At 55.0% G+C, this 16,724-nt stretch carries 16 protein-coding genes, 2 pseudogenes and 1 riboswitch; of the genes and pseudogenes, 7 read left to right on the top strand and 11 right to left on the bottom strand.

The annotated features are described in order from the left end of the window. Window positions 1-6 precede the first annotated feature (6 nt). A complete protein-coding gene (tetR(D), locus tag AB2B48_RS24580) occupies window positions 7-663 on the bottom strand; it encodes a tetracycline resistance transcriptional repressor TetR(D) (RefSeq protein WP_000113282.1) in 657 nt (218 codons plus the stop codon). A 95-nt stretch (window positions 664-758) separates the two neighbouring features. On the opposite strand from tetR(D), the gene tet(D) reads away from it, so the two are divergent. Together tet(D) and AB2B48_RS24570 are read left to right on the top strand one after the other, a co-directional pair. After that, entirely contained in the window at window positions 759-1,943 is a 1,185-nt protein-coding gene (gene tet(D), locus AB2B48_RS24575; RefSeq protein ID WP_001039466.1) for a tetracycline efflux MFS transporter Tet(D), read from the top strand. A 94-nt stretch (window positions 1,944-2,037) separates the two neighbouring features. Further along, window positions 2,038-2,592 (top strand): annotated as a pseudogene (locus AB2B48_RS24570) (alcohol dehydrogenase catalytic domain-containing protein); the annotation flags it as partial. A gap of 39 nt (window positions 2,593-2,631) precedes the next feature. On the opposite strand, the gene AB2B48_RS24565 reads toward AB2B48_RS24570, so the two are convergent. The 3 genes and pseudogenes from AB2B48_RS24565 to crcB form a co-directional block, all read right to left on the bottom strand. After that, window positions 2,632-3,336, bottom strand: coding sequence for an IS6-like element IS26 family transposase (locus tag AB2B48_RS24565; RefSeq protein WP_001067855.1), 705 nt, complete (start codon window positions 3,334-3,336; stop codon window positions 2,632-2,634). 47 nt (window positions 3,337-3,383) lie between these two features. Next, a pseudogene (locus tag AB2B48_RS24560) lies at window positions 3,384-3,821 on the bottom strand (Na+/H+ antiporter NhaA); the annotation flags it as partial. A gap of 274 nt (window positions 3,822-4,095) precedes the next feature. Beyond that, window positions 4,096-4,470, bottom strand: a complete 375-nt coding sequence (crcB, locus tag AB2B48_RS24555) for a fluoride efflux transporter CrcB (RefSeq protein WP_004118534.1) — start codon at window positions 4,468-4,470, stop codon at window positions 4,096-4,098. Window positions 4,471-4,547: 77 nt separating this feature from the next. Then, window positions 4,548-4,618, bottom strand: a riboswitch (Fluoride riboswitch). Window positions 4,619-4,998: 380 nt separating this feature from the next. Here crcB and AB2B48_RS24550 point away from each other — a divergent pair. Then, window positions 4,999-6,195: an MFS transporter gene (locus AB2B48_RS24550; RefSeq protein ID WP_001549953.1), complete on the top strand. Its 1,197-nt coding sequence runs from the start codon at window positions 4,999-5,001 to the stop codon at window positions 6,193-6,195. A 71-nt stretch (window positions 6,196-6,266) separates the two neighbouring features. Here the strand turns inward: AB2B48_RS24550 and AB2B48_RS24545 are convergent, their stop codons facing one another. Further along, complete coding sequence (locus AB2B48_RS24545) at window positions 6,267-7,094, bottom strand: universal stress protein (RefSeq protein WP_004118529.1); 828 nt, start codon at window positions 7,092-7,094, stop codon at window positions 6,267-6,269. Window positions 7,095-7,112: 18 nt separating this feature from the next. After that, a complete protein-coding gene (locus tag AB2B48_RS24540; RefSeq protein ID WP_001549885.1) occupies window positions 7,113-8,591 on the bottom strand; it encodes a SulP family inorganic anion transporter in 1,479 nt (492 codons plus the stop codon). 483 nt (window positions 8,592-9,074) lie between these two features. Here AB2B48_RS24540 and AB2B48_RS24535 point away from each other — a divergent pair, with 483 nt between their 5' ends. The 3 genes from AB2B48_RS24535 (at window position 9,075) to arsC (ending at window position 11,285) form a co-directional block, all read left to right on the top strand. Beyond that, the gene (locus AB2B48_RS24535; protein WP_001549886.1) at window positions 9,075-9,428 is read left to right on the top strand and encodes a metalloregulator ArsR/SmtB family transcription factor; all 354 of its coding nucleotides are present in this window, start codon (window positions 9,075-9,077) and stop codon (window positions 9,426-9,428) included. A gap of 95 nt (window positions 9,429-9,523) precedes the next feature. Then, window positions 9,524-10,807, top strand: coding sequence for an arsenic transporter (locus AB2B48_RS24530; protein ID WP_001549887.1), 1,284 nt, complete (start codon window positions 9,524-9,526; stop codon window positions 10,805-10,807). A 49-nt stretch (window positions 10,808-10,856) separates the two neighbouring features. Then, window positions 10,857-11,285 carry a glutaredoxin-dependent arsenate reductase gene (gene arsC / locus AB2B48_RS24525; protein ID WP_001549888.1) on the top strand — a complete coding sequence of 143 codons (429 nt, stop codon included), beginning with the start codon at window positions 10,857-10,859 and terminating at the stop codon, window positions 11,283-11,285. Window positions 11,286-11,342: 57 nt separating this feature from the next. Here arsC and arsH read toward each other — a convergent pair whose 3' ends face one another. The 3 genes from arsH to AB2B48_RS24510 form a co-directional block, all read right to left on the bottom strand. Next, complete coding sequence (gene arsH, locus AB2B48_RS24520) at window positions 11,343-12,056, bottom strand: arsenical resistance protein ArsH (RefSeq protein WP_025801347.1); 714 nt, start codon at window positions 12,054-12,056, stop codon at window positions 11,343-11,345. A gap of 5 nt (window positions 12,057-12,061) precedes the next feature. Continuing rightward, window positions 12,062-12,394 carry an ArsR/SmtB family transcription factor gene (locus tag AB2B48_RS24515; RefSeq protein WP_001549890.1) on the bottom strand — a complete coding sequence of 111 codons (333 nt, stop codon included), beginning with the start codon at window positions 12,392-12,394 and terminating at the stop codon, window positions 12,062-12,064. A gap of 530 nt (window positions 12,395-12,924) precedes the next feature. Next, complete coding sequence (locus tag AB2B48_RS24510; RefSeq protein WP_368302047.1) at window positions 12,925-13,644, bottom strand: TraX family protein; 720 nt, start codon at window positions 13,642-13,644, stop codon at window positions 12,925-12,927. A gap of 274 nt (window positions 13,645-13,918) precedes the next feature. Between AB2B48_RS24510 and AB2B48_RS24505 the strand changes: the two genes are divergently transcribed. Then, window positions 13,919-14,616, top strand: a protein-coding gene (locus tag AB2B48_RS24505) for an IS1 family transposase (RefSeq protein ID WP_247751732.1) whose coding sequence is annotated in 2 segments (ribosomal slippage) — window positions 13,919-14,168 and window positions 14,168-14,616 — 699 coding nt in all. Because the reading frame shifts where the segments join, the coding sequence is not laid out codon by codon here. Window positions 14,617-14,656: 40 nt separating this feature from the next. On the opposite strand, the gene AB2B48_RS24500 is transcribed toward AB2B48_RS24505, so the two are convergent. Together AB2B48_RS24500 and AB2B48_RS24495 are read right to left on the bottom strand one after the other, a co-directional pair. After that, on the bottom strand, window positions 14,657-15,886 hold the full coding sequence (locus tag AB2B48_RS24500) for an EAL and HDOD domain-containing protein (protein ID WP_211140536.1): 1,230 nt from the start codon (window positions 15,884-15,886) through the stop codon (window positions 14,657-14,659). A gap of 84 nt (window positions 15,887-15,970) precedes the next feature. After that, a protein-coding gene (locus AB2B48_RS24495) for an IS1 family transposase (RefSeq protein WP_247751732.1) occupies window positions 15,971-16,668 on the bottom strand; the annotation gives its coding sequence in 2 pieces (ribosomal slippage) (window positions 15,971-16,419 and window positions 16,419-16,668; 699 coding nt in all). Window positions 16,669-16,724 lie beyond the last annotated feature (56 nt).

The raw sequence follows: 16,724 nt of genomic DNA, 5'->3' as shown, positions 1-16,724 counted from the left end.
GCTCCATCAGCAAAAGGGGATGATAAGTTTATCACCACCGACTATTTGCAACAGTGCCGTAAGCTGCACCTCAAACCCCCGGATCAGGCTCTCCAGGCCATGCAGAAAGGCCTGCTCACCATCATCACTGTCCATAATCTGCAGCGCTTCCCGCAATAGCGGCGGCAGGTTTTCGTCCGGTGCTGCAGGGCGGTCGGTCAGGGCGGCAGTATGCTCCTGCTGCTCCAGTACGGCACCAAGGGTAAAATGACTGACCGCTGAAATCGCATATAACCCGTCGCGCAGTGAAAAGCCGTTTTCTGTCATAAAGCGTAACTGGGTTTCCACCGTATCATACTGTTTTTCATCAGGGCGGGTGCCGAGGTGCACTTTTGCCCCGTCACGGTAACGCAGCAGCGCCCGGCGGAAACTCATTGCATTATTGCGCAGAAATGACTGCCAGGATTCCCCCGCCGCAGGCAGTGAATAATCATGATGACGCGCCAGGATCTCCACCGCCAGCGCATCCAGTAACGCCCGTTTATTTTTCACATGCCAGTAAAGTGTCGGCTGTTCTATTCCCAGCTTCTGCGCCAGCTTGCGGGTCGTCAGCCCGTCAATCCCTGTCTCATTCAGCAGTTCCAGTGCCGCATCAATAACCGATTCTCTGTTCAGCCGTGCCATGACCGTCTCCTCCGATTTTCAGATTGACACTCTATCATTGATAGGGATATATTCCAACTCTATCAATGATAGGGAATTAACACAGGATCTGAAAAATGAATAAACCCGCTGTCATCGCGCTGGTGATTACACTGCTGGACGCGATGGGAATTGGTCTGATCATGCCGGTATTACCGTCACTGCTGCGGGAATATCTCCCGGAAGCGGATGTGGCAAACCATTACGGCATTCTGCTGGCGCTGTATGCGGTGATGCAGGTCTGTTTTGCTCCGCTGCTGGGCAGATGGTCAGATAAGCTGGGGCGCAGACCGGTGCTGCTGTTATCCCTGGCGGGTGCCGCGTTTGATTACACACTGCTGGCACTGTCCAATGTGCTGTGGATGTTGTATCTCGGGCGGATTATCTCCGGGATCACTGGTGCCACCGGCGCGGTTGCGGCTTCGGTAGTGGCGGACAGCACGGCGGTCAGCGAGCGTACCGCCTGGTTCGGCCGTCTCGGTGCGGCCTTTGGTGCCGGGCTGATTGCCGGGCCGGCTATCGGCGGACTGGCGGGGGATATCTCACCGCATCTGCCGTTTGTCATTGCGGCAATACTGAATGCCTGCACCTTTCTGATGGTCTTTTTTATCTTTAAACCGGCGGTACAGACAGAAGAAAAACCGGCGGAGCAGAAACAAGAAAGCGCAGGTATCAGCTTTATCACACTGCTTAAACCTCTGGCGCTGTTGCTGTTTGTCTTTTTTACCGCGCAGCTTATCGGGCAGATCCCGGCCACTGTCTGGGTATTGTTTACGGAGAGCCGCTTTGCCTGGGACAGCGCGGCGGTCGGTTTTTCACTGGCGGGACTCGGGGCGATGCATGCACTGTTTCAGGCGGTGGTTGCCGGGGCGCTGGCAAAACGGCTGAGTGAGAAAACCATTATTTTCGCCGGATTTATTGCCGATGCCACCGCGTTTTTACTGATGTCTGCTATCACTTCCGGATGGATGGTGTATCCGGTCCTGATCCTGCTGGCAGGCGGCGGAATTGCACTGCCTGCATTGCAGGGCATTATCTCTGCCGGGGCATCGGCGGCAAATCAGGGAAAACTACAGGGTGTGCTGGTCAGCCTGACCAATCTGACCGGCGTGGCGGGCCCGCTGCTGTTTGCTTTTATTTTCAGTCAGACACAGCAGAGTGCGGACGGTACGGTGTGGCTGATTGGCACGGCACTGTACGGTCTGCTGCTGGCAATCTGTCTGCTGATCAGAAAACCGGCACCGGTGGCGGCCACCTGCTGACCGGCGCTATACAGGCAGCGCTGTTGTGCGGTATGGTGGACGGCATTCGTGCTTATCGCCTGCCATGATAAGCCTCAGACACAGAGGAACCGTTATGAAATCACGCGCAGCAGTCGCCTTCGGGCCGGGTTTACCCCTTGAAATTGTTGAAATTGATGTGGCACCGCCGAAGAAAGGTGAAGTGCTGGTGAAAATCAGTCACACCGGGGTATGCCATACCGATGCCTACACGCTTTCCGGTGATGATCCGGAAGGTCTGTTCCCGGTGGTGCTCGGCCATGAAGGTGCCGGGGTGGTGGTTGAGGTCGGTGAGGGCGTGACCAGTGTGAAACCGGGCGACCATGTGATCCCGCTGTACACCGCCGAGTGCGGCGAGTGTGATTTCTGTACCTCCGGTAAAACCAACCTCTGTGTTGCCGTCCGCGAAACCCAGGGCAAAGGCGTGATGCCGGACGGCACCAGCCGTTTTTCGTATAACGGTCAGCCGCTCTATCACTATATGGGCTGCTCGACATTCAGCGAATATACCGTTGTGGCGGAAGTATCACTGGCGAAAATCAATCCGCAGGCCAATGCGGAGCAGGTTTGCCTGCTCGGCTGCGGCGTGACCACCGGGATCGGCGCGGTACACAATACGGCACTGTTGCAAAGTTAGCGATGAGGCAGCCTTTTGTCTTATTCAAAGGCCTTACATTTCAAAAACTCTGCTTACCAGGCGCATTTCGCCCAGGGGATCACCATAATAAAATGCTGAGGCCTGGCCTTTGCGTAGTGCACGCATCACCTCAATACCTTTGATGGTGGCGTAAGCCGTCTTCATGGATTTAAATCCCAGCGTGGCGCCGATTATCCGTTTCAGTTTGCCATGATCGCATTCAATCACGTTGTTCCGGTACTTAATCTGTCGGTGTTCAACGTCAGACGGGCACCGGCCTTCGCGTTTGAGCAGAGCAAGCGCGCGACCATAGGCGGGCGCTTTATCCGTGTTGATGAATCGCGGGATCTGCCACTTCTTCACGTTGTTGAGGATTTTACCCAGAAACCGGTATGCAGCTTTGCTGTTACGACGGGAGGAGAGATAAAAATCGACAGTGCGGCCCCGGCTGTCGACGGCCCGGTACAGATACGCCCAGCGGCCATTGACCTTCACGTAGGTTTCATCCATGTGCCACGGGCAAAGATCGGAAGGGTTACGCCAGTACCAGCGCAGCCGTTTTTCCATTTCAGGCGCATAACGCTGAACCCAGCGGTAAATCGTGGAGTGATCGACATTCACTCCGCGTTCAGCCAGCATCTCCTGCAGCTCACGGTAACTGATGCCGTATTTGCAGTACCAGCGTACGGCCCACAGAATGATGTCACGCTGAAAATGCCGGCCTTTGAATGGGTTCATGTGCAGCTCCATCAGCAAAAGGGGATGATAAGTTTATCACCACCGACTATTTGCAACAGTGCCGGTACGCGACTGCCCAGCAGTGCCAGTACCCCGAGCGCAAAGGCAATGTCCGTGGCGGCAGGAATTGCCCAGCCAGCGAGGGTTTCATCGCTGCCCGCATTAAACCATACGTAAATGGCCGCAGGCACGGCCATCCCGCCCAGCGCGGCAAATCCCGGCAGCGCGCGCTGGCCCCAGGTGGCAAGCTGACCGGTGAGAAGCTCGCGCTTGATTTCCAGGCCGACCATCATGAAGAACACGGCCATCAGGGCGTCGTTTATCCAGTGCTCAACGGAGAGGCCGGCGGCGTTGTATTTCAGGAATACCTCATATCCCTCCCTGAGCGGAGAGTTAGCCACGATGATAGCGGCTGCTGAGGCGATGATGAGCACGATGCCGCCGGCTGCGGGCGAGCTGAAAAATGCAGATGGCACTTCTGACATCCTCTTTTTATTTCTGTCTGGGATTTCTGACACACTCCCTCCCTTTATTCAAAAAAAACAGGCCTTCCCCTGATATACAACCGCTGGTTATCAGAGGATAAGCCGGCTGAGCTACGCTGAAGATATAAAAAATACGATAATTAATTGCTGATAAATTAACGAATTAGCGTGACGTTAATTTTATCATAACGTCCGGCCCGCTTCAGGCGGAAGAGGTAAAGCCCTGTAAAGCTGCCGCAGGCAGGGGCATTTTTATCCGTCATCAGCCACACGCTCACAGCAGCCATGTGACGACAAAAAAACCCAGGGCAGTCATCAGAATGGAGCCGGTTACGTGTACCAGCAGTGAAGTAAACGCCCAGAAATAATTACCGGACTGCAGCTGTGAGAATATTTCCAGGGAAAACGTGGAAAACGTGGTCAGCCCACCGCACAGCCCGGTGATAACAAGTAATCGCCAGGCCGGATCCAGGTCAGGATGGCGCATGAACCAGGCCAGCGACGCACCAATGATAAATCCGCCCGCAAGGTTCACTACCAGCGTGCCCGGTGGCAGGTCAGGAAACAGGCTGTTCAGGCGTGCGCCAAGCAGCCAGCGGATCAGGCAGCCAGCGGATCCACCAATGATAATGGCCAGATAAGATTTCACGGGGTTTACCTCTGTGTCAGAGGGAGTATGCAGGCTGATGATACGGGGCGGCCTGACATACTCCCGGTTAAAGGGGAGTAATATCAGGCGTCATCAGCTTCTCAGGGGAAGCGGTTGGGTAAGGTGGAACGCCATCACCTCGCCGCAATTCTGGCCCGGTCACGGGCGTTAATCAAGCGGCTATCCACTGTTTTTGTGCGACTCCCCCTGCGGCGGGCATGAGGAGCCCGTTTTCAGGCTTGACCTGAAGAGCATTAAAAATTATCGTTTCGGCAGCATTTTATATCTGACTGTGAGTCATGCACATTACGCCACCCTGAGTTTCTCTTCGCCCGTCCTTTATCAGAGAGCCTGCCGCGACAGCCAGTCCGCGCCGGGTACCGTTCTCTCATATCCGTTACGGGACTGCCACCTTTCACGGTGAACCCGCGTGTACCTGCTTCAGGGACGCAGGCGCCGTGTCCGCAGCAGCCGGTACGGACACGTCGTGATTAATCGGCGGGCTGCAGCCCGCCTTCAGGGATATTCATGCGTCAGCTTTTTCGGTTTATGTTTCATCACGCCTCTCACCTTACGTTCGGTGCGATGCTGATGGCCATGTCCAGCTTTGGACAGACCTATTTTGTCTCACTTTACGGGCAGGATTTTCGTGAGGCCTTTGGGCTCACCGACGGCGGACTGGGCGGCCTGTACGCAATCGGAACGGTGATGAGCGCCATCACGCTGACCTGGGCCGGACGGCTGATTGACTACACCACGACCCGCCGCTTCACGCTGGCGGTCACCCTTTTGCTGCTCACGGCCTGCCTGCTGGTTTCCGGCGCACAGGCGGCGTGGATGCTGTGCATCGGGTTTTACTTTCTGCGCCTCGGCGGCCAGGGACTGATGGTGCATACTGCGCTGACCGCAACGGCGCGCCAGTTCCCCCTTGATGCAGGCAAGGCGCTCGGCGCCATCGCGCTGGGGCTCTCGCTGGCGCAGGCCGTTTTTCCTGTGATTGCGGTGCAGATAAGCGCGCTGACGGGATGGCGCGCTGCCTGGGGCATCAATGCCGGAATGCTTGTTGCCGGCGTGGGGGTCGCGCTGATGTTTTTGCCCCGCGGGAAAGAGAAGCCGCTGCGTACGTTCAGAAAGCGGGGTGAGGAGAAAGAAAAAGAGGCGCCGGTATGGCGAAACCGCAACCTGCTGCTGGCGCTGCCTGTCGTGCTGGCCTCCCCCTTTATCACCACCGGCTTCTTCTTCCACCAGGCGAGGCTGGCACAGGAGAAAGGCTGGGAGCTGTCGTGGGTGGCGGTATGGTTTATTGCCTATGCCATTACCCAGGCGGTATCGCTGCTGTCGTTTGGCCCGCTGATTGACCGGCTCTCACCACGCAGGCTGCTGCCGTGGTTTCTGATGCCACAGGCCCTGGCCATGCTGGCGCTATGGCTCAGCAACGGTCAGTGGGTGACGCCTTTTTACCTGATTATGACCGGCGTATCGTCGGCCATTGCCTCAACGCTTGCCACCGCGCTCTGGGTACAGCTGTTTGGTCCGGCGCAGCTGGCCAGGGTGCGCTCGGCGGTTGAGGCAGGGACGGTGATTGCCAGCGGGGCATCCCCGGTAATCATGGGCGTGCTGATAGATAACCATGTCACCCTGCATCTTCAGGCCCTGTTCTGCCTGGTCTACATTCTTGGCGCCAGCCTGCTGGCCACCGGTATCAGGACGGATGCGCCGCAATAACGCGCCTTTACCTTCATACCCGTCATCCTCTTTCCCCTGTGAAGGCGGGCCTGATATCAGGCCCGCCTGTTTCATCGCAGCATCAGCAGGGGCTGACGGCTTTCAGACAGCATTTCCGTGGTGTGGCTGCCAATAAAGAATCGCCGTAACCGGGAGTGCCCGCAGGCCCCCATTACCGTGAGGTCGATATCATGGGCGTCCGCGTAGCGGCACAGCGCCCCGGTTACGGACTCGTCTTCCAGCAGGCGTGTCTCGGTCGTGATACCGGCTTCCTGAAGAACAGCCTGCGCATCCTGCAGGGCTGACATGTCACCGTTGACCATCACGATATGACAGCTCAGGCCGTGCAGCAGCGGGCTGACCGTCAGGCGCGTCAGGTTTTTACGGCTCTCACTGCTGCCGTCGTACGCAAACATCACCCGCGCCGGCGGCGTAAACGTCTCCGGCACAATCAGCACCGGGTTTTTCTGCAGGCGAATGACGCTTTCCAGATGGCTGCCTACCTGATTCTGCGTCCCGCGGCGCCCCAGCACCATCAGCCGGACTTCGCCCAGCTCCGCCAGGATTTCGTCCAGTGCGCCGTGCTTTTGCAGCAGCTGTGCGTCCGGCTGTCCGGTCTGCTTCAGGAGCTCCGCACAGCCGGCCAGCACGGCCTTGCCCTGCGCCATCAGCAGCCGGCTGCGCTCACCCTCGACGCGGACCAGCGCTTCGGTCAGCTGCTCCCGGCTGTCAATACCAATGCTCCCGGTCAGGTCAGACACGGCGGGAGTCTCACTCTTTTCGAGCACGTGCAGCAGCGCCAGCGGCGCGCCAAGTTTACCGGCTGCCCAGGCAGCATACTCACAGACCGGCCGGGTTGACGGCGAGCCGTCAACGCAGGCAATAACGGTGTTATTCATGATGCTTTCTCCAGTAAATTAATGGCCACCCATCAGCTTTTCCACTTCTTCAGGCTTGTCATGCACTCCGAAGCGGTCAACGAGGGTGCGGGTCGCGTCATTCATACCCTTGATCTCCACTTCCGTGCCTTCGCGACGGAACTTGATAACCACCCGGTCCAGCGCGCTCACGGAGGTGATATCCCAGAAGTGGGCGTGCGTTACGTCAATCACCACGCGCTCCACCGCTTCACGGAAGTCGAAGTGGCTCATAAAGCGATCGGATGAGGCAAAGAATACCTGGCCGGCTACGGTATAGGTGCGGGTGTCGTCCTTCAGCTCAGAGGAGACCGCCATAAAGCGGGCGACCTTGGTGGCGAAGTTCAGCGAGGCAATCAGCACGCCGGTGAGCACGCCAAACGCCAGGTTATCGGTCGCCACCACCACCACCACGGTGGCCAGCATCACCACGCTGGTTGACAGCGGATGGCTGCGCAGGTTGCTGATGGAGCGCCAGGAGAAGGTGCCGATGGAGACCATGATCATCACCGCCACCAGAGCCGCCATGGGTATCCGGGACACCCAGTCGCGCAGGAACACCACCATCAGCAGCAGCACCACGCCGGCGGTGAGCGTGGAAAGCCGCCCGCGCCCGCCCGATTTGACGTTGATCACCGACTGGCCAATCATCGCGCAGCCCGCCATGCCGCCGATAAAGGAGGTGCAGATGTTGGCCACGCCCTGCGCCTTGCACTCGCGGTTTTTATCGCTCGGCGTGTCGGTCATGTCGTCCACGATGGTGGCGGTCATCATCGACTCCAGCAGCCCCACCACGGCAAGTCCTGCCGAGTACGGCAGAATAATCATCAGCGTGTCGAGGTTAAGCGGGATATCCGGGATCAGAAACACCGGCAGGCTGTCCGGCAGTTTGCCCATGTCACCCACGGTGCGCACGTCCAGGTGCAGCCACATGGAAATGGCGGTCAGCACGATGATGCAGACCAGCGGCGAGGGAATGGTTTTGTTCAGATACGGGAAGAGATAAATGATGCCCAGGCCCGCAGCGGTCAGGGCATAAACGTGCCAGGTGACGTTGGTCAGCTCCGGCAGCTGCGCCATAAATATCAGGATGGCCAGCGCGTTCACGAAACCGGTGACCACCGAGCGGGAGACGTAGCGCATCAGGCTGCCCAGCTTCAGGTAGCCGGCCGCCAGCTGCAGTACGCCGGTCAGCGCCGAGGCCGCCAGCAGATACTGCAGGCCGTGGTCTTTTACAAGCGTGATCAGCAGCAGCGCCATCGCACCGGTGGCGGACGATATCATTGCCGGACGGCCGCCGAGGAAGGCCATAACCAGGGGAATACAGAACGCAGAGTAGAGCCCGACCTGCGGGTCGACTCCGGCGATGATGGAAAAGGCGATCGCTTCGGGAATAAGCGCGAGCGCGACCACAATACCGGCAAGGACGTCACCACGGACGTTACCCAGCCAGTCCTTACGCGTCGAGGACAGCAGCATAGTCATTTCTCAGTTTTTGATTACGGTCAGCCCGTGAGGGCAAAAATTTTACGTACGAAAAAGCACATCCGCAGACGGGATGTTTTTGAGTGCGCGCCGAAGTTTATTCAGTGCGACAGAGGAGGGGTACGACTCAGGGTGGCGTAAGACGCATGGTGGTGTTTATCACTCCTTCACGGCTGACAGAGCAGCGCGGGTAATCAGAAAGACCGGATGAACAGACGTTCAGTACCGGCCACAAATGCCCGCCGGGCAGATGAACCACGGCAAAAAGCGCTTTTTACTCTACACGAATTGTTAACGGGGTCAACGCGCAGGGCAAAAACGCTGTTCATGGAATGCCGGTCAGGCGCATCCGGACGGAAAGTCCTTCTGCATGCTCAGGCTCGTCCGGCGTTCGCACATACATATGATTAAGTGAATATAAATTTGACGGAGAAAGTTTCACAGGTACACTCAGGTCAGTCACAATAAGGAGTCACCATGCCACCCGTGTCCCCCCTGCAGCTTTTTAAAAGCCTTTCCGACGAAACCCGACTCAGCCTCGTGCTGCTGCTACGCGAAAAAGGGGAGCTCTGCGTCTGTGAACTTACGTCCGTGCTGAAAGAAACTCAGCCCAAAATCTCACGGCATCTGGCTCTGCTGAGAGAAAACGGGCTGCTTACCGACCGGCGGGACGGAAAATGGATCCACTATCGTCTGTCGCCTCATATGCCGGCGTGGGCAGCGGCGGTTATCGAACAGGCTTATCTCTGCCAGCGGGATGATATCCGCCAGCTCAGCCGGCAGGCTGAACGCGATAACGCCACCACCAACGGCAAGCCTGTCTGCATTTAAAAATTTACCGGTATATATCTGGATTATCGAATATATTACGCATCGAAAATTTATCAGTCCGGTTTAACAGGCATTTGTATTCAATAGGAGCGGGTATGTTTCTGGCAGGTGCGATTTTCATCCTGACGCTGGTACTGGTCATCTGGCAGCCGAAGGGGCTGAGCATTGGCTGGAGTGCCGTCATCGGTGCGGCGCTGGCGCTGCTGACCGGCGTGGTGCACATCGGTGATATTCCGGTGGTCTGGCAGATTGTCTGGAACGCCACGGGCACGTTCATTGCGGTCATCATTATCAGCCTGCTGCTCGATGAGTCCGGCTTTTTTGAGTGGGCCGCGCTGCACGTTTCCCGCTGGGGAGGCGGCAGGGGCCGGCTGCTGTTCACGTATATCGTTCTGCTGGGTGCCGCAGTGGCGGCGCTGTTTGCCAATGACGGAGCCGCGCTAATTCTGACGCCGATCGTTATTGCCATGCTGCTGGCGCTGGGATTCACTCCCGGCTCCACGCTGGCGTTTGTGATGGCAGCGGGCTTTATCGCTGACACCTCCAGCCTGCCGCTCATCGTATCGAACCTGGTGAACATCGTAACGGCTGACTTCTTTACGCTGGGCTTCAGCGAGTACGCATCCGTCATGGTGCCGGTGAACATTGCCTCCATTGCGGCCACGCTGGTGATGCTTCATCTCTTTTTCCGCAGGGACATCCCGGTCACCTATGACCTGGCGAAGCTGAAGGCACCGCGGGAAGCCATCCGGGATGCACGAACCTTTAAGGCTGGCTGGGTGGTTTTGGTTCTTCTGCTGGTTGGCTTTTTTGCTCTGGAGCCGCTCGGCGTGCCGGTCAGCCTGGTGGCGGCGGTGGCGGCGTTTATTCTCTGGCTGGTTGCCCGCAAAGGACACGTGATTGACGCCGGCAGGGTGCTGAAAGGCGCGCCCTGGCAGATCGTTATCTTTTCGCTGGGCATGTATCTGGTGGTATACGGACTGCGTAACGCCGGACTGACTGATTACCTTTCCGCCGCCCTGAACCGGTTTGCAGAGCACGGCGTATGGGGCGCAACGCTCGGCACCGGCTTCCTGACGGCGGCACTCTCGTCCGTCATGAACAACATGCCCACCGTGCTGGTTGGCGCGTTGTCGATTGACGGTAGTAGCGCACAGGGCGTGGTGAAGCAGGCGATGATTTACGCCAACGTCATCGGCTGTGACCTCGGCCCGAAAATAACCCCTATCGGCAGCCTCGCAACCCTGCTGTGGCTGCACGTGCTGGCACAGAAAAACATCACCATCAGCTGGGGCTATTACTTCCGCGTGGGCATCGTGATGACCCTGCCGGTGCTTTTTGTCACGCTGGCCGCGCTGGCCCTGCGCCTGTCTGTTTAACTTTAACCCCGGGGCTGCGCCCGTGCAGCCCCTTTACGGAGTACCGCTTATGACTGACATTACCATTTACCACAACCCGGCCTGCGGGACATCCCGCAATACCCTGGCGCTTATCCGTAACAGCGGCGCCGAACCCACGGTTATTCTGTATCTGGAAACGCCGCCGTCACGCGATGAGCTGAAGAAGCTGATTGCGGATATGGGCATCGGCGTGCGCGACCTGCTGCGCAAAAATACCGAACCGTACGAACAGCTCGGCCTGGCAGAAGACCGCTTCAGCAATGACGAACTGCTCGATGCCATGCTGGCTCATCCGATCCTCATTAATCGCCCGGTGGTAGTGACACCGCTCGGCACGAAGCTGTGCCGTCCCTCCGAAGTGGTTCTGGACATACTGCCGGACCCGCAGCAGGGCGCGTTTACCAAAGAGGACGGCGAAGCCGTCATTGATGAGCACGGGAACCGCGTCAGCCACTGATTTTTTACCAGGCTGCGGGCATAACAGTGTGGAAAAAGCCGGCATCTGCCGGCTTTTTTATATGCTGCGCTGGTTGACCCGCTCAGAAAGCTGCGCGGCACTCTCTTTCCTTTCGCTGTAGCGGTCGGTGAGATAATCACTGCGACCGCGCGTCAGCAGGGTGAACTTCATCAGTTCCTCCATGACGTCCACTATGCGGTCATAATACGAAGAAGGCTTCATGCGGCCATCCTCATCAAACTCGGCCCAGGCTTTTGCCACGGATGACTGATTCGGGATGGTGATCATCCGCATCCAGCGTCCAAGAATACGCATCTGATTTACAGCGTTGAACGACTGTGAGCCGCCGCTGACCTGCATGACGGCCAGGGTTTTTCCCTGTGACGGGCGGACCGCGCCTGACGTCAGCGGTATCCAGTCAATCTGGGCCTTCATGATGCCGGTCATGGCCCCGTGACGCTCCGGAGAGCACCAGACCATGCCTTCCGACCAGAGAACCAGCTCCCGCAGCTCAGCCACTTTCGGGTGCGTCTCCGGCGCATCATCGGGCAGTGGCAGGCCGGACGGGTTGAAAATTTTCACCTCCGCGCCCATGGCCGTCAGCAGCCGGGCACCTTCTTCCGTTGTCAGCCGGCTGTAAGAGCGCGCCCGCAGCGAGCCGTAGAGCATCAGGATGCGGGGCGGATGCGTTATCTCTCTGGCCTTCAGCTTATCTTCCGTCAGCGGCGCGTCCAGGAGGGCCGGATCGATATTTTTCAGGGCATCAGTCAGGTTGTTCACAATGGGGTCTCTTCGGGAGTCTTTGCGGGTGACAGACTGCAGCTGCCGCCTGCGCAGCATTCTTCTGTCAGAAAGGCCATCAATTGCTCAAGCTGCGCATAGCAGGGCCTGCAGAACAGGGTACGACTCTGCCGTTCCTGGCTTATGAGTCCAGCGGATATCAGCGCTGAAAGATGATGGCTGAGCGTGGAGGCAGGAATCTCAAGGTGCTTCTGCAGTTCGCCAACCGGCAGGCCTTCATGACCCGCCCTGACCAGCTCCCGGTATATGCTGAGACGTGTCGGGTGGCCCAGTTCTCGAAGTGCGTTTGCAGCAGTGTTTAAATCCATAATACCTCCTTTATCTATATTTCCAGAATAATAGAAATATAGCCTGCGTCAATCGTTTCTGCCGTGAGGGTACCGCTTTCCCAATCATGCTCTGTCCGCCAGGTTATGGGGGGCAGAGCCAGAGCACTACCGAAATCCTTGCGAATACCCGTGCAGGGAATAATTTCCGCCCCCTTTATGGCCGGAAAAAAAACTGATAAACGTCGCCTTTTCAGAAGGTTGCTTTCTTAACGTGGTTTTTCGCATGGTTGGACCTCAGACCCCAAATATGTGTCTTTCTATAGTGCGGCAACCTATTTTTACACCAACTCATGAATTAAATAAGAATCATAAATTAAATGAGAGGTTTAATTCTCTTGCTTAACGCGATGATATTAAATGGAAATTTTAATTTTTGTAATTTATTAAACAGTTAGAATGAGACATGGTAAATACGATCTTCCTTTAGATAATTCTGATAGCACTTTTTCTACTGGGCAGTCTGCAATGTCCGCTTCTCGCTCAAAGCTGCCTGTCAAAGTGGTCAAGCTCTACCACAGCTCAGAGGTACAAAAAATCACCTTAACGTACAATAATTTTCGATATCCAAACTGACCCCTAGTAGCCAGTGGAAGAAGCAAGGTTGGTAAAACTGCAAAAAGGAGAGTATTGGCCGGCTGCGCAACGATATGAATGATTCCATTCAGGGACAGTAAGGCAATCAGGATGATTATTTCTGGAATAATGCTCAGACGGGACAGGCCCGGTGACAACCAGACAGCCAATGCTAAGGCCAGAACCAGCCCCTGAAGCCCATAACTTGCCGGTATGAGTAGCGGAAAGATGGCCAGAAAAAGTATTGTGCCGTAAAGCACGCCCTTTTTTCCGTACTGGACTACCCACGCCAGCAGCTGCGTGGCGGTCGCGAACACGAACAGGATGTTCAGTGCATACCAGGGATCGTGTTTGTGAAATGCCAGATAGAATATTGGCTGAGTTATTGCCGCCCATATCCATAGCTTGTTGGCGTTCTGCTGGAGTTTCTCCGGCTTTCTCAACACATTTATGGCCCACACCAGGCAAAACAATGGAAACGCCATCCGGCCTATTGCGTATATCTCGGGGCGCGCTGGAGTCAGGAACAGCGTGTTGAAATGGTCCAGCAACATTGCCAGAAATGCGCATAGCTTTATCGTATCGAGTGCTCGAGGACTCAGTTCTATTAGGCTTAACCGGACTGTCCTCGACGGTATATTGGAGAGGCTGAACATGTTTATTACCCCTTTCAACACGACATGTGTCAATTATGTATTTCTGCGCCCACGACCAGAATGATTTGCCCGTACAGGACGGCACATTGACACGAGCTTTAATCATAATACGGCGGGCTACTGACTCTGGCTTGTCACGTAGAATCAGCATCGCACGGTTGGTATCTTTATTTTTTATATGAATATTAAACAGGTGAAAATCATTCATTACCGCCCCCTGGTAATGGTGCCAACTTACTGATTTAGTGTACGATGGTGTTTTTGAGGTGCTCCCGTGGCTTCCATCTCCATCAGTTGTCCCTCCTGCTCAGCTACTGAAGGCGTGGTGCGTAACGGTAAAAGTACTGCCGGACATCAGCGCTATCTCTGCTCTCACTGCCGTAAAACATGGCAGCTACAGTTCACTTACACCGCCTCTCAGCCCGGTACACACCAGAAAATTATTGATATGGCCATGAATGGCGTCGGATGTCGCGCCAGTGCACGCATTATGGGCGTTGGCCTCAACACGATTTTACGACACTTAAAAAACTCAGGCCGCAGTCGGTAAACTCACGCATACAACCGGGCAGTGACGTCATTGTTTGCGCGGAAATGGACGAACAGTGGGGTTACGTCGGCGCTAAATCACGCCAGCGCTGGTTGTTTTACGCGTATGACAGGATACGGAGGACGGTTGTGGCGCACGTATTCGGTGAACGCACGTTGGCCACGCTGGAGCGTCTTCTGGGCCTGCTGTCGGCCTTTGAGGTCGTGGTATGGATGACGGATGGCTGGCCGCTTTATGAATCACGCCTGAAGGGAGAACTGCACGTTATCAGCAAGCGATATACGCAGCGCATTGAGCGGCATAAACTGAATCTGAGGCAGCATCTGGCAAGGCTGGGCAGGAAGTCACTGTCGTTCTCAAAATCGGTGGAGCTGCATGACAAAGTCATCGGGCATTATCTGAACATAAAACACTATCAGTAAGTTGGAGTCATTACCATCTTTAACCATATGAGTCAAATAGCTAACATACAGCGAGCTCATCAGCCCATTTAGTGGCTTTCTGCATTGTTTCTATAACAGAGAACTCAGAGATATTCAGTGTTCTGCATATTTCAGCCGTCTCTTCCCAGCTAAGCTTCTCATAACACAAAGAAAGATTAAGTATGTCAAAAAGCTCACCTTTATGCAGGCAAAGAGCATCGGCGACATTTCCGGGAACCGATATCTGTTGAATTAAATCATCCATGGGCTGCTCGAGAATAACATCCAGCAAAGAAAACAAACCACAAACAAACGCGTTATAGGATAATGAAGCGAGGTTTAATTTCCCGGCAATTAATTCACAAAATTTTCCACGAACCATACTCAGATGATAAAGTTCGCTGACACCCGAAACCCCGATGCTGGAAAGAGCAGCCACCGAAACAAAACGGCGGATTTCGTTATACCCCAGATACATCAGCATTTCTTTCAGAGTAAGTTCCCCTGACGGAGTAATACCGTGTGATTTGAACAGCATGTTTTTTACATAACGCATTATTTTATATGATAAAGTCAGGTCATTTTTCAGTAATCGCTCAAGCACGGTAAAGTCCGGGCTTTCCCTGTTAACTTCCATCATCAGGCTGGAAAGCGCCATCGGATTCTGAGAAAGGCATTTGTTTCGGATGATCTCCGGTCTGCTGAAGAAAAACCCCTGAAAAAGAACAAATCCGGCCTGGCTGTAAAGCTCAAACTCTTCTCTTGTTTCAACTTTTTCAGCCAGAAATTTTATGCCGTGAAGCAAGTGCTTTTTCTCGGTGAGATAGCGATCAATCTCATGGTAAGTTTTTTCCCGAACATCAAATTTAATGACCGAAATATATCTCATAAACCGGTCCCAGGCGCTGTCCAGCGTGAAATCATCAAGTGCAAGCTGATAGCCATTGTCGTGAAGTTCCCTGACCGCCAGGAAAAGCTCGTCATCAGGAATGGCATCCTCAAGGATCTCTATAACCACTTTATCATTCGGCAAGGTATCGCCAAGCCCGCTGATTATCATCCGGTGCGGAACATTGATAAATGAGCTGTGATTGTCAGCGATGCGGGGAATCGGAATGCATAAAAACTGGTCGGAAATCATCCTGGAAGTTGCATATTCAGGCGAAACATCGGGAAAAGAATTCTTCATTCCGTCCCTGAAAAGCAATTCATATGCGACGGTCTGCATTTTCCTGTCAAAAATAGGCTGTCGCGCAATAAATGAATACATATTCAGGTCTCCAGGTCAGCATTATAATTTTTTGAAATTTAACCTTTCTATGATTATAACATGCAAAACGGTAATGACTCTAACTTACTGATAGTGTTTTATGTTCAGATAATGCCCGATGACTTTGTCATGCAGCTCCACCGATTTTGAGAACGACAGTGACTTCCTGCCCAGCCTTGCCAGATGCTGCCTCAGATTCAGTTTATGCCGCTCAATGCGCTGCGTATATCGCTTGCTGATAACGTGCAGTTCTCCCTTCAGGCGTGATTCATAAAGCGGCCAGCCATCCGTCATCCATACCACGACCTCAAAGGCCGACAGCAGGCCCAGAAGACGCTCCAGCGTGGCCAACGTGCGTTCACCGAATACGTGCGCCACAACCGTCCTCCGTATCCTGTCATACGCGTAAAACAACCAGCGCTGGCGTGATTTAGCGCCGACGTAACCCCACTGTTCGTCCATTTCCGCGCAAACAATGACGTCACTGCCCGGTTGTATGCGTGAGTTTACCGACTGCGGCCTGAGTTTTTTAAGTGTCGTAAAATCGTGTTGAGGCCAACGCCCATAATGCGTGCACTGGCGCGACATCCGACGCCATTCATGGCCATATCAATAATTTTCTGGTGTGTACCGGGCTGAGAGGCGGTGTAAGTGAACTGTAGCTGCCATGTTTTACGGCAGTGAGAGCAGAGATAGCGCTGATGTCCGGCAGTACTTTTACCGTTACGCACCACGCCTTCAGTAGCTGAGCAGGAGGGACAACTGATGGAGATGGAAGCCACGGGAGCACCTCAAAAACACCATCGTACACTAAATCAGTAAGTTGGCACCATTACCC

This window comes from Kluyvera sichuanensis (assembly GCF_040930405.1).
In the GTDB taxonomy this organism is placed as follows: Bacteria; Pseudomonadota; Gammaproteobacteria; order Enterobacterales; family Enterobacteriaceae; genus Kluyvera; species Kluyvera sichuanensis.
The sequence above is the reverse complement of the archived record's forward strand: the minus strand, read 5'-3'. Positions and strand labels throughout refer to the sequence as shown.